This window comes from Spirulina subsalsa PCC 9445 (assembly GCF_000314005.1).
GTDB classification, from domain to species: Bacteria; Cyanobacteriota; Cyanobacteriia; order Cyanobacteriales; family Spirulinaceae; genus Spirulina_A; species Spirulina_A subsalsa.
Map to the genome: position 1 here is coordinate 4333901 of NZ_JH980292.1, position 18942 is coordinate 4352842.

Annotated in this window: 12 protein-coding genes; 6 read left to right on the forward strand and 6 right to left on the reverse strand. The window is 46.2% G+C overall.

Annotated features, from left to right (window positions below):
- Positions 1–111: 111 nt before the first annotated feature.
- The 5 genes from SPI9445_RS0119800 to glmU all read left to right on the forward strand — a co-directional run bounded on the left by SPI9445_RS0119800 (position 112) and on the right by glmU (position 6941).
- Entirely contained in the window at positions 112–1839 is a 1728-nt protein-coding gene (locus SPI9445_RS0119800) for a diflavin flavoprotein (protein ID WP_017306523.1), read from the forward strand.
- Positions 1840–2180: 341 nt separating this feature from the next.
- A complete protein-coding gene (locus SPI9445_RS0119805) occupies positions 2181–3101 on the forward strand; it encodes a DMT family transporter (RefSeq protein ID WP_017306524.1) in 921 nt (306 codons plus the stop codon).
- A gap of 159 nt (positions 3102–3260) precedes the next feature.
- Positions 3261–4976 carry a sensor histidine kinase gene (locus tag SPI9445_RS27815; protein ID WP_017306525.1) on the forward strand — a complete coding sequence of 572 codons (1716 nt, stop codon included), beginning with the start codon at positions 3261–3263 and terminating at the stop codon, positions 4974–4976.
- Positions 4977–5044: 68 nt separating this feature from the next.
- Positions 5045–5473 carry a response regulator gene (locus tag SPI9445_RS0119815; protein WP_017306526.1) on the forward strand — a complete coding sequence of 143 codons (429 nt, stop codon included), beginning with the start codon at positions 5045–5047 and terminating at the stop codon, positions 5471–5473.
- 121 nt (positions 5474–5594) lie between these two features.
- The gene (glmU, locus tag SPI9445_RS0119820; protein ID WP_017306527.1) at positions 5595–6941 is read left to right on the forward strand and encodes a bifunctional UDP-N-acetylglucosamine diphosphorylase/glucosamine-1-phosphate N-acetyltransferase GlmU; all 1347 of its coding nucleotides are present in this window, start codon (positions 5595–5597) and stop codon (positions 6939–6941) included.
- Positions 6942–7041: 100 nt separating this feature from the next.
- Here the strand turns inward: glmU and SPI9445_RS26285 are convergent, their stop codons facing one another.
- The 6 genes from SPI9445_RS26285 to SPI9445_RS0119855 form a co-directional block, all read right to left on the reverse strand.
- Entirely contained in the window at positions 7042–7317 is a 276-nt protein-coding gene (locus SPI9445_RS26285; RefSeq protein WP_017306528.1) for a hypothetical protein, read from the reverse strand.
- Positions 7314–9281: a SpoIIE family protein phosphatase gene (locus tag SPI9445_RS27820; protein ID WP_164674566.1), complete on the reverse strand. Its 1968-nt coding sequence runs from the start codon at positions 9279–9281 to the stop codon at positions 7314–7316. The genes SPI9445_RS26285 and SPI9445_RS27820 overlap by 4 nt, the downstream gene beginning before the upstream one ends.
- Before the next feature lie 83 nt (positions 9282–9364).
- Positions 9365–10636: an urea ABC transporter substrate-binding protein gene (gene urtA, locus SPI9445_RS0119835; protein WP_017306530.1), complete on the reverse strand. Its 1272-nt coding sequence runs from the start codon at positions 10634–10636 to the stop codon at positions 9365–9367.
- 24 nt (positions 10637–10660) lie between these two features.
- Complete coding sequence (gene amt / locus SPI9445_RS0119840; protein ID WP_033375184.1) at positions 10661–12790, reverse strand: ammonium transporter; 2130 nt, start codon at positions 12788–12790, stop codon at positions 10661–10663.
- 445 nt (positions 12791–13235) lie between these two features.
- Positions 13236–16706, reverse strand: a complete 3471-nt coding sequence (locus SPI9445_RS0119850) for a beta strand repeat-containing protein (RefSeq protein WP_017306533.1) — start codon at positions 16704–16706, stop codon at positions 13236–13238.
- Positions 16707–16833: 127 nt separating this feature from the next.
- Positions 16834–18018, reverse strand: a complete 1185-nt coding sequence (locus SPI9445_RS0119855) for an RNA-guided endonuclease InsQ/TnpB family protein (RefSeq protein WP_017306534.1) — start codon at positions 18016–18018, stop codon at positions 16834–16836.
- Positions 18019–18347: 329 nt separating this feature from the next.
- Here SPI9445_RS0119855 and SPI9445_RS0119860 point away from each other — a divergent pair, with 329 nt between their 5' ends.
- A complete protein-coding gene (locus SPI9445_RS0119860; RefSeq protein WP_017306535.1) occupies positions 18348–18911 on the forward strand; it encodes an NUDIX hydrolase in 564 nt (187 codons plus the stop codon).
- The last annotated feature ends 31 nt before the right edge of the window (positions 18912–18942 follow it).

The window sequence follows — 18942 nt, forward strand, 5'->3', positions numbered from 1 at the left end:
AGTGACGGAACGGGGACTATATCCTGAGATGGAACTCTGTCGAGAGTTGAAAAAATCTGTCACAATGAGAAATCATAACGAAATTTTACATATACGGCGAGGTCACAATTTATGGTAGCAACGCTCAACCCACCACAAAAACGTTTAACGACTCAAACGGCGGAGATTGCCGCCGATACGATAACGATTCGCTCTTTGGATTGGGATCGCGATCGCTTTGATATTGAGTTTGGTTTACAAAATGGCACGACTTATAATTCTTTTTTGATTCGCGGGGATAAAGTGGCTTTGGTGGACACGTCCCATGAGAAATTTCGCCAGCAGTATCTGGATTTATTAACAGGATTAATCGATCCGATTGAGATTGATTATCTGGTCATTAGCCACACGGAACCGGATCATAGTGGTTTGGTGAAAGATGTTTTAGCGCTGGCTCCCCAAGCGGTGGTAGTGGGTTCCAAGGTGGCGATTCAGTTTCTGGAGGGGTTTTTACATCAACCTTTTGAACGGTTGGTGGTGAAAAATGGGGACAAATTGGACTTAGGCAAGGGTCACGTTTTAGAGTTTGTCAACGCGCCGAATTTACACTGGCCCGATACCATTTTGACCTATGATTGGGGAACCCAAACTCTGTTTACTTGTGATGTGTTTGGGATGCACTATTGTTCTGATGCCTTGTGGGATGAGAATTTAAGGGATATTGAGCCGGATTATCGGTTTTATTATGAGTGTTTGATGGCCCCTAATGCGCGGTCGGTGCTGTCGGCCTTGAAGCGGATGGGCAATTTAGGGGAGGTTGCCCAGGTGGCCAATGGTCACGGGCCCCTGTTGCGTCATAATGTGGCGGAGTTGATTAACCGTTATCAGGTCTGGAGTCAGGAACAGACGAAGGGTGAGAAACTGGTGGCGGTGTTTTATGTGTCGGATTATGGCTATAGCGATCGCCTTTCTCAAGCCATTGCCCACGGAATCACCAAAACGGAGATCTCGGTGGAGATGATGGATATGTTGGGGGCGGATCAGCAGGAAGTGCGAGAATTGGCGGAACGGGCCAGTGCGATTATTATTGGGATGCCCCCCTCTTCCGGTGAAAAAGCCCAAGAAGCCAGCACGGTGATTAGTACCATTTTGGCTTCCGTTGGGGATAAGCAATTAGTGGGCTTTTTTGAGTCCTACGGGGGCGATGACGAACCCATTGATCCGTTTTTAACCCAATTCCGCAATCAAGGGTTAACTAAGGCCTTTACCAGTATTCGCATTAAGGAAACCCCCAACGAGGCCACCTATCAACTCTGTGAGGAGACGGGAACGGACTTAGGACAGTTGCTGAGTCGGGAGAAGTCGATTAAACAACGGAAGTCTCTGGATTCGGAGTTAGATAAGGCCATTGGACGGATTAGCGGGGGGTTATATATTATCACCGCGCAAAAAGGGGATGTGAAGGGGGCGATGTTAGCCTCTTGGGTTGCCCAGGCGAGTTTTGAACCGTTGGGGGTGAGTATTGCGGTGGCGAAGGATCGGGCGATTGAGTCTTTGATGCAGGTAGGCGATCGCTTTGTGTTGAATATTTTGGAGGAGGGGAATTATCAGGCTTTGATGAAGCATTTCCTCAAGCGGTTTAAACCCGGTGAGGATCGCTTTGAGGGGGTGAAAACCCAGCCCGCTAGTGATGGTTCCCCCATTTTGATTGATGCCCTGGCCTATTTGGAATGTGAGGTGGTCAGTCGGATGGATGCCCCAGATCATTGGATTGTTTACAGCCAAGTCAATGGGGGGCGGGTGTCTAAAGCGGACGCGCTGACGGCGGTTCACCATCGCAAGGTGGGGAATTATTATTAGATTTTAGGGAACGGGGAACGGGGGGGCAGGGGAGAGGGGGAGTTGATAATTAGGGCTTGCTGAATAAGTCCGAGAGTTGGGGAGTCGGGAGTCGGGAGTCGGGAGTCGGGAGTCGGGAATAGGCAATCGTGCCAGTTTTAGATGATCTGTTCCCTGTTAAGAGTTCCCTGTTCCCTTGTTGAGCCTAGCATAGGCGTGTTATTCAGCAGACCCTAATTATTAACTATTCCCCATTCCCGATTCCCCATTCCCGACCCCCTACTCCCTCGCCCCTGCTTTTCTGGTATTTTTTATTCGTCACGAGACAAAAAAATATCAGTTCACAATAATACAGTTATTCCATGAAACAGTCCTCCCAATCTCCCCCCTCTTGGCAGATTTTTATTGTTTTGAGTCTGGGTGTGGTGGCGATATCTTGGTCAGCTATTTTTATCCGCTTGGCGATCGCAACAGCCCAGAAAGAGGGGATTGGCTTTAGTCTGTTTCTCGCGGCAGCCCGTTTAATTTTAGCCTCCGTGGTAGTCCTTCCCGCTTGGCGGAAGTTTAGACCCACCCAAACCCCCAAAAAAGCCCTACTCTTTGCCCTTGCCGCCGGAATTAGCTTGGCGCTTCATTTTGCCACTTGGATTACCTCCCTCTCCTTCACCTCGATTACCGCTTCAACCACCATTGTTACCACAAACCCGATCTGGATTTCCCTGTTACTCTGGGTGTGGTTTCGGGAAAAACCGACTAAACTCACCCTCTTAGGAATTGCGATCGCCCTAGGAGGAGGCGGCCTCATTGCTTGGGGGAGTGCAGAAGGAACAGAAGTCGGCAGTAATCCCCTCTTAGGCGACGGTTTAGCCCTATTCGGTGCTTGGTGTGCTAGTTTGTACTTAATCTGGGGACGAGAAGCCCAACGGCAAGGCCTCAGTACCGGGGTTTATGTTGCGATCGCCTACACCATCGCCGCCCTCATCCTTGCCCCCCTCCCCTTACTCTTCAACACCCCTTACGACGGGTACGCCCCTTGGGTCTATATCTACGTTCTCCTAATGGCCGTCTTTTCCCAAGTCCTCGGCCACACTAGCTTTAACTGGTCCATCCGTTGGCTATCCCCCACCCTCGTTACCCTCGTGATTTTACTCGAACCCGTAGGAGCGAGTTTATTGGGATTTTTCCTCTTCCAAGAAGTCCCCGGCCTTTATGTTTTCACCGGAGCCGTGGTCTTACTATTAGGGGTAATCTTCGCCGTCTTAGGCTTTAAGCCCCTCGAATAACTAGGGTCTGCTGAATATCCCTCTAAGCCGTGTTACTAGGACTTTTAGCCGTTTATACCAAATTAAATAGACTTGAGGGCAAAAACCTGAATTTCCCCTGTTCCTTCCCGTTCCCTGTTCCCTACCCCCACGAGTAGACTTATTCAGCAAGCCCTAACTATGAAAGACCTAAAACGCTGGCGACAGTCTTTGATTCAGTCTGCCCCCTGGTGGGGGACAGCATTAATTATCCTGTTAGTCATCTCCCTGTTAATCCTGCCGAGGCCTTGGTTTGTGCCGTTGATTGATTTAGCCGTCGCGGCCATCTTCGCCCATTTAATCTATCAAATGCGTCAGGAAGTCCTAGAGAAAAGTCGCCGTTTACGGGAAAGTCACGCCCGCTTAGACCTCGCCAACGACCTGATTTTAGTCCGGGATCTCAAAGATCGGATTACCTACTGGAATTTAGCCTGTCAGCGTGCCTATGGTTGGACGAAAGAAGAGGCATTAGGGCAGAATGTCCATGAGTTACTCCAGACCCAGTTTCCCCATTCTGTAGCCGCCATTAAGGAACAGTTTTTAGCAGGGGGAGAATGGCGAGGGGAGTTGATTCACACCACCAAAACCGGGGAAAAAATCATCGTCTCCAGTAGTTGGAGTTTATATCGAGATGAACGAGGGCGACCCATTGCTAACTTAGAGATTAATCAGGATATTAGCGAAGCGAAAAAAGCTGAGGCCGCCCTCCGCAAAAGTGAAAAACTCTATCGCACCCTGGCCGATAACGTCCCCAATGGGGCGGTTTTTCTCTTTGATCAAGATTTACGCTATATCATTGCAACCGGGGCAGAATTGGCCGTGATTGGGGTGACGGAACCCTTGGCGGGAAAATCGGTCTTAGAGGTAGAAGCGCCCCCATACCTCAAAACCCTCGAACCTCTCTATAGAGATGCCTTACAAGGGCAAAGAACAGTCACAGAGATGACGTTAGGCCGGGGGATCTATCAGATTTATGTGTTGCCTGTGAGTAATGAGGGGGGGGAGGTGTTTGCAGGCATGGTCATGATGCAGAATATCACCACCAGTAAACAAGGGGAACAAACCTTGCGCACACGGGCCGATGAGTTAGCCAAAACCACCGCCATCCTAGCGGAAACCATGACCAGTTTAGAGAAACGCAATCAAGAGTTAGATCAGTTTGCCTATATTGTCTCCCATGATCTCAAGGCTCCTTTGCGTGCGATCGCCAATTTATCCAGTTGGTTAGAAGAAGACTTAGAACAACAACTCACCCCAGAAACCCAACATCAGATGAACTTGTTGCGCAGTCGCGTCCGTCGTATGGAAGCCCTGATTGAAGGATTATTACAATATTCTCGCATTGGTCGGTTAAAATCAGAAGAGTCTGTTGTGGATGTTCAACAATTATTAGAAGAGGTGATTGATTCCCTTGACCCTCCCCCCGGAATTACGATAAAAATAGGTGCAGAAATGCCCATTTTTCCCACAGAACGTTTACCCTTATTTCAAGTGTTTTCTAACTTGATTAGCAATGGAATTAAACACCGAGATCAACCCATTGGTCAGGTGGCAATTACCGTCGAGGACAGGGGCGAGGACTTTCAGTTTACCATTAGTGATGATGGCTCTGGTATTGACCCTAGCTATCATGACAAAATCTTCATCATGTTTCAAACCTTACAACCCCGTGACAAAGTTGAGAATACAGGGGTGGGGTTAGCCATCGTGAAAAAAATTATTGAAGATCGGGGCGGGACAATTGAATTAGAATCAGAAGAAGGGAAGGGATCTAAATTTTCCTTTACTTGGTCTAAAAAGACTCCTTCCGAGTTAAAAAATACCTTAAAGATTCAAATTGAGAGGCGGTTAAATTAAGTCAAAAACCGTGATCTACAAACTATTTTAAATCGGGGTTAATTGGGTAAATATTGGGAGAATAAACCATGCCAAAACGTCTAAATGTTTTGTTAGTTGATGATGATGAAGTGGATGTGATGACCGTCCAGCGAGCCTTTAAAAAGAATAACTTAGAACATCATTTATGGGTAGCTCCTAATGGGTTAGATGCCTTAAGAATGCTCCGAGATAGCCTAGGATTATCTCAACATTATCCAGAGCATCATCGCCTAATTTTGTTAGATTTAAATATGCCTAAAATGGGAGGGATTGAATTTTTACAACAGTTACGAGCCGACCCTAAATTAAAACAAATCCCCGTAATTGTTTTAACCACCTCTAACGAGGACGAGGACAAGGTGAAAGCCTATAACTTGAATGTAGCGGGGTATATGATTAAACCTGTCACCTTTGAGAATTTCCTAGAAACTATTGCCACTTTAAATAATTATTGGACAATGAGCGAAATTTTGTAAGTCTAGGGGGGTGTTGGGTAGCGCTGATACTTCACCCAACCAACAGCAAGAGTTCACGGTAAGGCCTCCTTTGCCCTTAAGATAGAGGACGAAAAATCTAACGGGACGAACAAGATCAATCATGGTAGCGGTAGCAATTCTAGCAGCCGGACGGGGAACTCGCATGAAGTCAGACCTACCCAAAGTCTTACATCGCTTGGGTAGCAAAAGTTTAGTCGAACGAGTTTTACAAAGTTGTGAAACCAGTCAACCTGTGCGGAAAATGGTCATTATTGGCTATGGTGGGGAACAGGTGCAAGCGTCTCTCGCTCATTATGAGGGGGTGGAGTTTGTCGAACAGAGGGAACAGTTAGGCACAGGACACGCCATCCAACAGTTGCTTTCTCCCTTAGCAGACTATCAAGGGGATATCTTGATTTTAAATGGGGATGTGCCGCTTTTACGCCCGGAAACCCTAGAAAAACTGGTCACAACTCATCAACATTTTGGTAATGGGGCCACCTTGTTAACGGCACAGTTGGCAGATCCTTATGGCTATGGTCGGGTGTTTTGTGATGGGGAAAACTATGTCCAGCAGATTATTGAACATCGAGATTGTAGCGCCCAACAAAAGGAAAACCGTCGCATTAATGCGGGGGTCTATTGTTTTAATTGGCCTAAATTAGCGGCTATTTTGCCCCATTTAAAGGCCGATAATGACCAGCAAGAGTATTATCTCACCGATGTATTCAGCCAGTTAGATCAGGTGATGGCGCTGGATGTGGAGGATGAACAAGAGATTCTCGGCATTAATGATCGTCAACAGTTGGCGATCGCCTATTCCATTCTACAAGACCGCATCAAAACCGCTTGGATGAAGGCCGGAGTTACCCTGATTGACCCCGATAGCATCACGATTGATGATACTGTTGAACTAAGCCCAGATGTAATTATTGAACCCCAGACCCACCTCCGGGGGAATACCCAAATTGGTCGGGGGAGTCGCATTGGCCCCGGTAGTTTAATTGAAAATAGCCAGATTGGGGAACAGGTGACAGTCTTTTATTCGGTCATTACCGATAGTCGCGTAGCTACTGGGACAAGGGTAGGCCCCTATACCCACTTACGGGGTCATGTGACGGTGGGAGAGTCCTGTCGTCTAGGAAATTTTGTCGAGTTAAAGAAAACCACCCTTGGTCAAGGAACCAATGTCGCTCATTTGTCTTATTTAGGGGATGCCATATTAGGGGAGCGGGTGAATATTGGGGCTGGGACGATTACGGCCAATTATGATGGGGTGAACAAGCATGAGACAAAAATAGGCGATCGCACCAAAACCGGATCGAACAGCGTCCTAGTGGCCCCCCTCACCTTGGGGGAAGATGTCACCGTTGCAGCGGGATCTATTGTCACAGAAGACGTAGAAGCCGATTCCCTCGTTATTGCGCGCAGTCGTCAAGTCGTGAAAAAAGGCTGGCGTTTGAGTTAAGGGAACGGGGAACGGGGAACAGGGGGAGGGGGAGCAGGGGAGCAGGGGAGCAGGGGAGCAGGGGAGCAGGGGAGCAGGGGAGAGGGGGAGTTGATAATTATTAACTATTCCCGATTCCCGACTCCCGATTCCCGATTCCCGACTCCCGACTCCCGACTCCCGATTCCCGACTCCCGACTCCCGACTCCCGACTCCCGACTCCCGACTCCCGATTCCCGACTCCCGACTCCCGATTCCCGATTCCCGACTCCCGACTCCCGATTCCCGATTCCCGACTCCCGATTCCCGACTCCCGACTCCCGACTCCCGACTCCCTATTCCCCGTTCCCTGTTCCCTATCACTTATCAAAATGGCTTCTTGCCTCCAATCAATCAACGTTGTTTAATCACCACCAAAGTAATATCATCATAAATCGTCTGAACTCCAATATGGTGCTTCAAATCTTCAATCACCGCCTCGCGAATTTGTTGCGCGGTGCGGTGACTATTTTGCTGCACCACCTTACAGAGTGCATCAATCCCATACTGTAGATTTTCAGGATTTTCTGCCTCCGTAATGCCATCAGTATATAACACCACAATATCCCCAGATTCCAAGTGAATTGTAGACTGAGCAATAAAATCAACAATATTATCATCTAAGCCGATGGGAAACCCTAAATCCATCGTGTCAATGCGCTCAACACTGCCATTAGATCGGACTAAAATCACCTCTTCATGTTGACCACTTAACGTTAACGTTCCCTCCTGATAGTTGAGTAACGCTAACGTGAGATGTTTTTCCGAATTAATCCGGCGCACATTATCATAAATAGTCCGGTTTAACACCTCAAAAAACTTAATCAGATTGGTTTCCTCACTCGCGATTAAAGTACGAACCGCCGTTTGTACCATAATCATCAACACACCACTCTCTAAACCATGTCCCGTCACATCCCCAATGCCGATAAAAACTCGGTCGCCATAGCTCAAGATATCATAATAATCTCCACCAATTTCACTGGCTGGTTCCATAAAACCGACAATTTCTAGGGCATCAATACGAGTCAATTCCGATTCTTTCGGTAAAATCATCTGTTGCAGTTGGCGCGTAATTTCTAACTCCGAACTCATGCGCAAGTTTTCAGCCGTGAGTTGTTCATTTAGTTTTAAAATTTCTTGATGGGCTTTTTCCAGTTCTAACGTTCGTTGGGCGACTCGTTCCTCTAAAGCATGATTAATGGTTTCTAAAGATTGAAACGTCTGATTCAGTTGACTAGACATTTGATTAAACGATTCAGCCAAAAAGCCGATCTCATCTTGGGTTAGAATGGGTGCTTTTTCACTTAAATACCCTTGAGCAAACCGTTGCACCACTTTACTCAATTGGATAATCGGATAGGCAATAGAACGGGCAATATAGCGGGATAAAATAGCCACAATAATGACAGTTAATGTGACTAAAATAATAAAACTATTACGTTGAGTAACAACCGCTTTTAAGGCTTCCGCTTCGTCAATTTTAACCACCATTCCCCCATCTAGAGAGGGAAGATAACGCCAAGCGGCTAAGGTGATGCGATCGCGATAATCCCTCATCCTACCATAGCTAATTGTCCCCCGAACCGCCTGTTGTAAGGGAGAGAGAGACTCAGACACTAAAGGTTCACGATACTCTAAAGCCGCATTAGGATTATGTCGTGTCGGACTCACCAAAACAATGGAATCCTCCGTTTTAATCCCCACCAAAGTTTCCCCAGTTAATCCTAACCCTGTATAGTTGTTGACGATTTCAGAAAATACCGTATCATCAATTTGAATGACCAACACCCCAATCACTCGTTTTCGCTCCAACACTGGAGCCGCAATCAGGAAACTCGGAGTCCGCAAACGACGATCATAAAAAAAGTTAGAAATATTCACTTCTTGTAATGTTTTCGCCTGTTCAAACACATCCTTGAGTTCTGAATTTGGCGCAACAATTTGTAGGGATTGCCGAAAGGAATTTTGTCGATCCGTATAATCAAATAAAATCTCTCCCCGAGTATTCAGCAACACCACATTCCGATATTGAGCATCTTTAAAATATTCGGTTAAAAATAGATTAAACTTTAAAATTTCTTGGCGGACTTCATTAGAGGTTGCTGTGGGATCTTCCTCAATTAATTTAATCATCTCGGTGATGGTAGGCATATGACTGAGCATCACCACATTAAGCTTGGTATTATTAATATAGGTTTCTAACTGTTCTGCTTTGCTTCGGGTAATCGTAATCAGGTTATTATTGATTTCGCGAACGAGAGCATCTTTAGAGGAAAAAAAGGTTAAGGTACTGGCAATTAACAGAGGAACTAAAGTCAACAGTAAAAACCAGCCTAGCAATTTTTTGTAGATGGTCTTTTGAGCAATCAATAACCTCACCCTATCCCAGTTTATAAGATTTTTTATTCGGTTTTTGGATTTGACCATTGTCCTCGCCATTGCAGTTGATATTGCTGTAATAGTTTATTCCAGTCCGTTTCAGAACGATACATCGGATATGGGATGGGTCGAACAGGCTTGCCTGAACTCCAAACAATCTTAAATTGAGCGTCTTGATCAATTTGACCTACTCGAACAGTTTTCCAAAGATGTTGAGTCTGAGGATCCACATAAACCGGACCTTGGGGGGCGCTAAGGCTTTGATCCTTTAAATTTTCTCGCAGTAATTGAATATCAAAATTCGGAGTTTTTTCTATAGCCTGTTTCCATAAATAAACCCCAACATAAGCAGCTTCCATCGGATCACTTATCATGCGATTTTCTCCATACTTTTCACGAAAATTATGAATAAATTTTTCATTTTCTAAACTATCAATGCTTTGAAAATAATTCCAAGCGGCATAGTGTCCTTTCACAATATCTGGGTCAAAACTTTGCAATTCATTTTCACCAATACTCAACGAAATTACGGGTATAGATTCGGCGGTAATATTCGCTTTTTTGAGTTCATTAAAAAAAGCAATGTTGGTATCTCCATTAATCGTGTTAATCACAACATCTGGCTGAGTTTCTAGAATTTTTTCTATAACATTTTGTACCTGTGTTGTCCCTAACAGTAAGTATTCTTCTCCCAAAATTTCTGCATTTAAAGCCGAAAGTTGTTCCCGCACAATAGTATTGGCAACATGGGGGAAAATATAATCAGAACCCACTAAAAAGAAGCGTTTTCCTAAGTTATTAAATGCCCATTTGACGGCGGGTAAAATTTGCTGATTGGGGGCTGCCCCTGTATAAAGGATATTAGGAGAGGCTTCCAGGCCTTCATATTGAACAGGATAAATTAATAAGTGGTCATACTTCTCAAAAATGGGTTTAACGGTTTTCCGACTGGCTGAAGTCCAACAACCAAACACGGTGATAACTTGATCTTCGACAATCAATTTTTCCGCCAGTTCAGCAAAGATGTCCCAATTGGATGCACCATCTACTACTATAGGCTCAATCCTACGACCGAAAACGCCCCCTTGTTGGTTAATTTCCTCAATAGCCATGAGGGTGGCTTCGACGACAGGTTTTTCACTAATAGCCATTGTCCCGGTGAGGGAGTGGAGAACTCCCACTTTAATGGGGGTGTCTTGGGTTCTGCCCAGCAAGGGATTCAGAAGGAGAATTGTTAAAAAACTGGCTAGAATCAAGAACATTAGCCATGTGTTCTTTTTTAATAAATTGAGCATTCTGGAATCTCCCGATATGAACCGTTAGACTGATTTTTGTTTGAGAACCACTAGGGTAATGTCGTCATAGATTGTATGGCTGCCGATGTGCTGACGAATGTCATCAACGACGGCTTTTTGAATGGCTGAGGCGTTGAGATGGCGGTAGTTTTTCACTATATGACAGAGGCGGTCAAGTCCATAATGTTCTCCGGCTAGATTTTCTGCTTCAGTAATACCATCGGTATAGACTACGGCAATATCTCCGGTGAACAGTTGAACATAGGTTTGATCGACAAAATCCCGAATGTCGTCATCTAAACCAATGGGGAAGCCTAAATCAATGGTATCAATCCGTTCAATATCCCCATTGGCGCGGACTATGATTAATTCTTCATGTTGTCCACTGACACAGAGTTTTCCCTCGTAATAATCGAGGAGAGAGAGGGTGAGATTTTTCTCGGAGCCCATGCGTTGGACATTGGCGTAAATAGTGCGGTTAAGGGTATCCCAAAACTTTTTTGGATCTTGTTCATTGTTGGCGAGTAGGGTGCGGACGGCGGTTTGTACCATAATCATTAATACTCCACTTTCTAAGCCGTGTCCGGTGACATCGCCGATCCCAATTTTAATCCGACCGTCATGATTCAGGATGTCGTAGTAGTCACCACCAATTTCTGCGGCCGGTTCCATGAAGCCGGAAATATCGAGGTCTGCGATCGCCTCTAAATCCTTCTCCCGGGGTAACAGCATCTGTTGCAGTTGTCGAGTAATGTCCAATTCTGCACTTAACCGGAGGTTATCCGCTTTCAGTTGCTCATTGAGTTGGTAGATTTCCTCATTGGCGGTTTCTAGGGCATCCATCACCTGATTATAACGTTTGGCAATTTGCCCCACTTCCGTAAAGGGATCCACCGGCACCCGTAGACTCAGATTTTCACTCTGGGCGTGTTTCTCCATCACCGCAAAGAGATCATGGAGTTCTGTTGTCGCTTGGTGTTCGGAAACATTGAGTCCCGCCTGTTCGGCTTCAGCATTGACTCGCAGAGGAAAACGACGATTAATTAATTTTAAAATAATATAGGTAATCCCGAAACCCCAAAGCAAAGCCACAGAAGCCCCGAAAAACTGCACCGCGATTTGACTCCCTTTGCTTAACCCGGTGCCAATGAGTTCCGGATTGCCAAATAAGCCCACAGCGAGGGTTCCCCAAAAGCCGGCCGCCCCATGCACCGCCACCGCGTCCACCGCGTCATCAATTTGCCACTGTTCTAATTGAGCAGAAACCAGAACCATCACGGCGCCTCCTGTTCCCCCAATAACCAAAGCGAGGGGAGCCGAGACAAGATTACAGGCGGCCGTAATGGCCACTAAGCCCGCAATCGACCCGTTAATCACCATTTCCACTTCGGGAACCTTGCGCCGTTGCCAAGTCAGGGCAGTAGCCACTACCATTCCGGCCACTCCCGCTAAAATGGTGTTGAGTAGGATATGAGGGACTTTCGGACTTAATTCAAAGGTACTACCGCCATTAAAGCCTAACCAGCCAAACCAGAGAATCAGCGCACCTAGAACCGCGAGAGGAAGGTTAGAGCCTTGGATTTTGCGGCGTTTTCCGGGGGCAGGAAAGCGGCCGAGACGGGGGCCAATGACGAGGAGGGCAGCGAGGGACACCCAGCCCCCCATACTGTGGACAACAGTAGCCCCGGCAACGTCTACAAAGCCCAGTTGACCCAACCACCCGAGAGCTTGACCGTCTAGGAGGCCATTCCAAGCCCAATGGCCAAATAGGGGATAAATGCAGCCGGAAATGAGACAGGCAATGAGGAGATAGGCATTAAAATGAATCCGTTCAGCGATCGCCCCAGAAACAATGGTGGTGGCTGTGCTGCAAAACATGACTTGAAACAGAAAAATGGCGGCTTTAAAGGGGGTTTGATCAAAATGAAGAAACCAGTAGGAGTTTCCCCACCATCCTCCGTGAGAAGCCCCAAACATCAGGGCATAACCTACGCTAGTAAAGAGGGTGACGGAAATCCCGAAGTCGGCGAGATTCTTAACCGCGACATTAATACTGTTCTTGGAGCGAGTTAGCCCGGATTCTAAACACATAAATCCGGCTTGCATGGAAAACACCAAGCCAGAACAAACCAAAATCCATAAAATATCGATCACGTGGGTCAAGCATAGTGGGTAAGTTAGCAGGGTAGATCCCAAGGCTGAACCGTTAAGCTTTTTATCAAGGGAACCAGGAGTCGGGAAACTTACGACTTGACAAAATGTACACGGGCTTAACTTTTCACGGCTGGGTAGACTTTGAATCCGTAACCCATTGGGGGGTTTGGGGTTCTCAGGGCAGTGATATCCTCTGAGAACTTTAGCGATCAGCAGCCGGATCTTGCTGACTATTCCGTTACAATTGGCTATTTTCGATTGTATCGCTAAGAAGTGGCCAAAAACCAGTATTTTCCCGGTTGTGGAAAAGGAGGTGCTACCTGTAGTTAATTGTAGGTTGGGTGGGGTGGAGGCGAAACCTAACCATTCCCTGTCTCTAATAGACAGCTATTTCAGATTCTTTTGGTCTATTGGGGAAACCGGATTTCTCTGTTACGTTGAAATTTTATGGGCAAGCGGAAACGGAAGGGAATAAAGTTGAACCGGGTGGAGTTGGCAGAAACAACACGGCTCCAATCGCTATGGTATTTAGAGTGCTAAGATTATCTCTATTAACAATAGAAAGCGCACCTATTCCCCCTGTTCTAAAGAAAACATACTCTGTATCACTGGTATTTCCAGTTAAACTGACACAAGAGTTCTGAGCGCTATTTGTACCAATTTGCATAGATACTTCCGGGCTATTCATGTTTACAAAATTATTAAAAATGTTAGCGGTAAATCTAGCATTCCCTGTTGTCATGCTTGGATCTCCACCCGGTGCGGGAATGCCAAAGGCTGAAATTAAAATTCCAATATTATTATGATCAGCAATCTCATTATTAGAAATGGTTAAATTCGCGACAGAGCTAGCCAAAAAGGAAAGCCTAATCCCTTCCGTTTGACTATCCACAATTACATTATTATCAATCAACAAATTCCGAATTTCAGCCGTACTTCCCACATTTAACCCTACACCAATATCAATCCCTCCGGCGGCATTATTGCGGAATGTATTGCCTTGAATGGTGATATTTTCTGCAACGGCATTTTCAAATAAGCCAATCACTAAACCATCCCCTCGTTGTGTATTACCCGGCAGAATTGCACCATTGTCAATGACTTGATTGTTCCTAATATTCAAGGTTCCGGTGGCATTACCGGGATTTCCTGCAACGTTGGGATTGGTGCGACCTAAAATAACTAGAATGGCATCATCGTAGCTATTGCTAACAGTATTGTTCTCAAGATTTAACTGAATATTTCCCCGCTCATTCGCCACAGCAATAGCTTGTCCGCTCGCTGTTGTAATATTAGGGGGAGTAAAGGCAGAATCTCCCGTTCCGGTGGTGTTGATAATCCTATTTCCGGTAATGTTTACCGTACCGTTAACGTTATAAAAACCAATGCCTTGACCAATAAAATCATTAGCAAATTGAGTGTTGCTGATCTGGTTATTGGTAATATTAAATAGACCTGTTGATTCAGTAAAAGCGATTCCTTGATTGCGGACATTTGTCAAGGTATTGTTACTAACTGTAATCGTTGCATTGGTTAAATTACTGCCAAAAATTCCCCCGTCTGCGCCCGGTGTGCCGCCTGTTTCGGTGATTTGGAAGTTGGAGAGGGTGATAGTACCGGAGGAGTTCTGAATTTTTATCCCGGAGTTGGCGGTGTTGCGAATTTGACTCCCTTCTCCGGCGCTGATATTCACGGTTCCGGCAATATTATTAAGGCTGATTCCATTTTGTTGGGAGTTGGTGAGGTTGAAGGTGGTATTACTAATATTCACCCCTCCCGTCACATTGTTTAACACTAGGCCATTATTAGCAGAATTGGCGCTGGTGAGACTGCCCCCGGCAAAACTCAGGTTTTGGATAGTATTCCCCTGAAACGCCCCTTGTCCTGTGGCGCTGACGCTGGTATTGGTGAACTGGAGATTACTAACAGTATTGGCGACAATTGCCGCGCTACTGCCGGAGTGAGTAATATTGAAATTAGAAAAGGCGATCGCACCCGTTGAATTTTCCACCTCAAGCCCAGTCCTACCGCTCCCTTCAAGGCGATTCCCACTACTGCCCGTTAAATTCACCCCCCCCGTCACATTACTCAATTTCATCCCTGCCCCGGCCGCATTACTCACCGTAATGGGGCTATTTTCCACCGTTACCCTGCCGCGAACTTGGTCTAAACGAATCCCATCCCCCCCAGAATTACTCACAGAAATGGGGGTATTACTCAATTTCACCTCTCCCGTCACATTACTCAATTTCATCCCTGCCCCGGCCGCATTACTCACCGTAATGGGGCTATTTTCCACCGTTACCGTGCCGCGAACTTGGTCTAAACTAATTCCATCCCCCGGAGCATTGCGACTGTTAATGGACCCCCCAGTAATGCTCACATTCTCCACCTGTCGCCCTTCAATCGCCCCTTGATTATTGCCAATCATCTCATTGCGCAAAAACTCCATCGTCCCGGTGGTATTTTGCAGACGTAACGCCGGATGAGTGGCACTGGTGATCACATTATCCCGCACCTGCGCACCGCCCACATTTTCCCCCACAATCCCCGCATCCTGTACCCCCGTGATTTGGAAGCCAGAAATCACGCTATTTGTCCCTAATTTCACCGTATCCACAATTTGAGGACGATTGGCTAAACCCCTATCCGATAAGGGCAATTTCACCGTTCCCCGTTGAGTTGGGACAGTCTGTAAAGGAGCCGTAGAGAGGACTTGCACCTGATCCGGTATGGTAAAGCTAGGAATCCCCGGATTATTCCCCAACTGTACATAGACAATTTCGTTGCGATTGTCGATGTTGTTGGTATTTGCCCCAAAAATGGCGGTTCCTGAGATATTCAAATTCCCCACCAAACCAAAGGGATTTTCAATCGTCCCATCGCCCCCGGCCACCCCAGTATTACTCACATGATGGAAAAACCAAGGTTCCCCCGTGACGGGATTAATCGCCTTCTCATCGGCAAATCCTTCCACCGTGGTAAATTCTTCCACCGTCGGAACTACAACAATCGTGCTATTGCGGGCGACCAAATGACCCAAACGGTCCGGTGTAGACACAGGACTCCCCGGACTACGGGTCAACTTGCCGCCGAAATTCATGCCAAAATTGACAATGAAGTTAGTGCCGAAGCGCTTATCATCCTGTAGCGTTAAACCCACACGATACTGGCTATTGTCGGCCGTGGCTTCCAAACGAGTCCGCCACCCCAACACCGTATTCTGAGGCGCATTGTAATAATACAGCCCCCCATAACCTCGCAATTCGCCAAAATTGCCCAAATCCGCAATTTTCCCCCCAATTTCCCCATCTATGGCCAACATAGCGGACTCAAAGGTGCGGAGGGTGTTAAAGCTGCGTTGACCCGAGAGGAGGAGATAATTCCCTTGAAATCCAAAATCGGTTACTTGTGTTTGTCCGTCTCCAGAGATGACCTCAGCCGTTTGTTGACGAGAGGTGCCGAGGGGGAAGTAGCCATTTAAACGTAAGTCCCATGTACTACTGAGCCGCTCAAACCCCAGTCCCAATTGCTTAAAGTTAGCATTTCCGGTGTCTCTGGTGTCAAAGGCAACATACCCCCCTAAGAGCAAATCCCGTTTTTCCTCATAGAAGCGCTGACCGAGGAGTAAACTGGTGCCGAGGGTTTCGTAGTCTAGCCATAGAATGCGGCCTTCTAGGAAGAGTAAACTTTCGCCGGGGGTTTGGACAAGGGGCAGGAAGGTTTCAACTTGGGTAAAGCGGGGAGTGCCACCCCCAGAGGATTCGACTCCCCCACCCATGCGGGGAGCAATCAGCAAATCTTGAGCTTCTGTGGAGGGGAGGGAAGGGTTCAACTCTTCTTGTGCTGAACTGGGGGCAGTTAGACCAGCCAACAAAACAAAGCTGCTACAACAAAGGGAGAGTAAGCGTTTCACAGTTTTTAAGCTTGGTAGGATACACGACTGGGTAGCAGGCAACCTTGATGATTTCAGGGAGGGTGATGTAGTTGATGTATTGAACCTCCCCTCGCTGAAAGCGAGGGATTCCCATATAGACTCTTATCTAGACCGAAGTCCCCGACAGAACGCCATGACTGGGCTGTTTGACCACGGGCGCACCGACCGCAGTTAATCCACGCTGTTTTACTATCATTGAAGCAGCAACATCCCGATCCACGGTGTAGCCACATTCAGAGCAAGAGTGAACCCTTTGAGAGAGTTCTTTCTGACCTGTATGGGTTCCACATTCAGGACAAACTTGAGAGGTATAGTCTGGATTGACCTTGGCAAAATATGTATCCGTTTGAGAGCAAACATATTGCAAGATAGTAAAGAACTGACCTAAACCCATATCTAGAGATTGCTTACAGAATAGTCCTCTACTCCAAGCTGTGAAGTTAATATCTTCAACAAATACCATCCCGACTCCATCACAGAGTTGATGGGCTAACTTGAAATGGTAATCCTTTCTTCTGTTGGCTACGGCCTCATGTAATAGAGCGATCCGATGCTGTAGCTTCTGCCATTTATTAGACCCTTTGTCTTTATTTTTAAGCCTTCTTTGTAGTAATTTAATCTTACGCAGTGCTTTATCTAAAAACTTCGGCCTAGGAAGAGTCAAACCATCGGAAGTTGCCAGCATACTTTGAATCCCAACATCAATCCCCAAAGCGTGACCATGAGGTATTGGGGTTGGGATATTAACATCAAGCTCAATTGCTACGTTGACAGAGTAACCCGATGCTTTCTTGATTACTTGAACTTGTTTGATCTTAAAACCCTCTGGAATATCCCGTGACTTGACAAACTTAACTTCCCCCAATAGAGGCATCTTTAGCTTGTTACCATTGACTTCAATTCTGCTACTAACTAAATTAAAAGACTTCATGTTCCTTTTGAAGCGAGGAAAACCTAGTCCCTTGCTTTTCATGTCGTTAAACGCCCGATCTAATTTCCGCAATGTTTGCTGCATCGCTTGGGCATTACCAGACTTAAGGAAATCGTTAGTCTTTTTAGCTTGGGTTAAATTGGCAGATTGAGTATGGTAGTTAGGATATTCAAAGGGAGCAACAATATATTCTGAACGAATAGAGCAAGCGTTGACCTGACAACTACGACTGTTAGACCAAAGCTTTCTTTGGGCTAAAGCATAGTTCCAAACAGATTGGCAGACAGTTAAATTTAATTCGATCTTCTCTGTCTGCTCTTTGGTTGGAATTATCTTATAGTTGTAAGTAAGGTTAAGCATTCAATTCTTGCTCATTGCTAGTAAGGTTATAGCACAATTTTACAATTCGGGGGATACTGTTGTAATATGTCGTCATTCATGCCGTCGATAAAATCGAGGGTCTTCTTCCGACGATCAAGATAAAGGGGCGATTGGGGGGAAATAACCCGATTCTACTCTAGGGTGGAGATTTTGGTCTGAATCTGAATGTAGCGTGCGATCGCTGAATCTAAACCCTGATGTGTTGAACCCTGATGATTAGGGAGTTCCTCTAAAACTTTAACCCGCTTGGTTGAAAACAGATTATGTTAAGTAGGAATCTTAGCCGATCTTGAGGGCAATGGCAACCCATGACTTTTTCTGACTCTCCCTTTTGGAAAACGCTTAATCGTTTTGTGGAAATGCGATCGCCTTGGCTAACTCTGATTGGGGAACACCTAGAGGATCATCGCGGCAAACGGTTAGACTATTGGCGCATTGAAAAGGCAGATTCTGCCGTTATTGTGACAATTCAGCAAGATTTTTTCATTTTCCCGAAACCTCTGTATCGTCCGGGGGTGGGAGAAGTGACACTCGATTTTCCGGGGGGCCGCATCCCTCCTGACACCCCACGGGAAACGGTTGTCCGGCAGATTCTGCAACGGGAATTAGGCATTGAGAGAACACAGTGCGATCGCATTATCCCCCTGAATCCTCAAGGTTGGTCGGTTAATAGTTCCTTTTCTAATCAAAAACTCTACGGATTTGTCGTAGAACTTGCCCCCAATTTTAACCTAAATTCTGATTTCATTGGCGCAACCTATCCCGTCGATACTCAAGGCATTTGTCAGTTATTACAAGACTTAACTTGTCTGCAATGTCGCGCTGTTTTATTAGAGTTAATCAACAACTATCAAAGTTTGTGCGGATTGTAGGACATAACTCTTAGGGAACAGGGAACAGGGA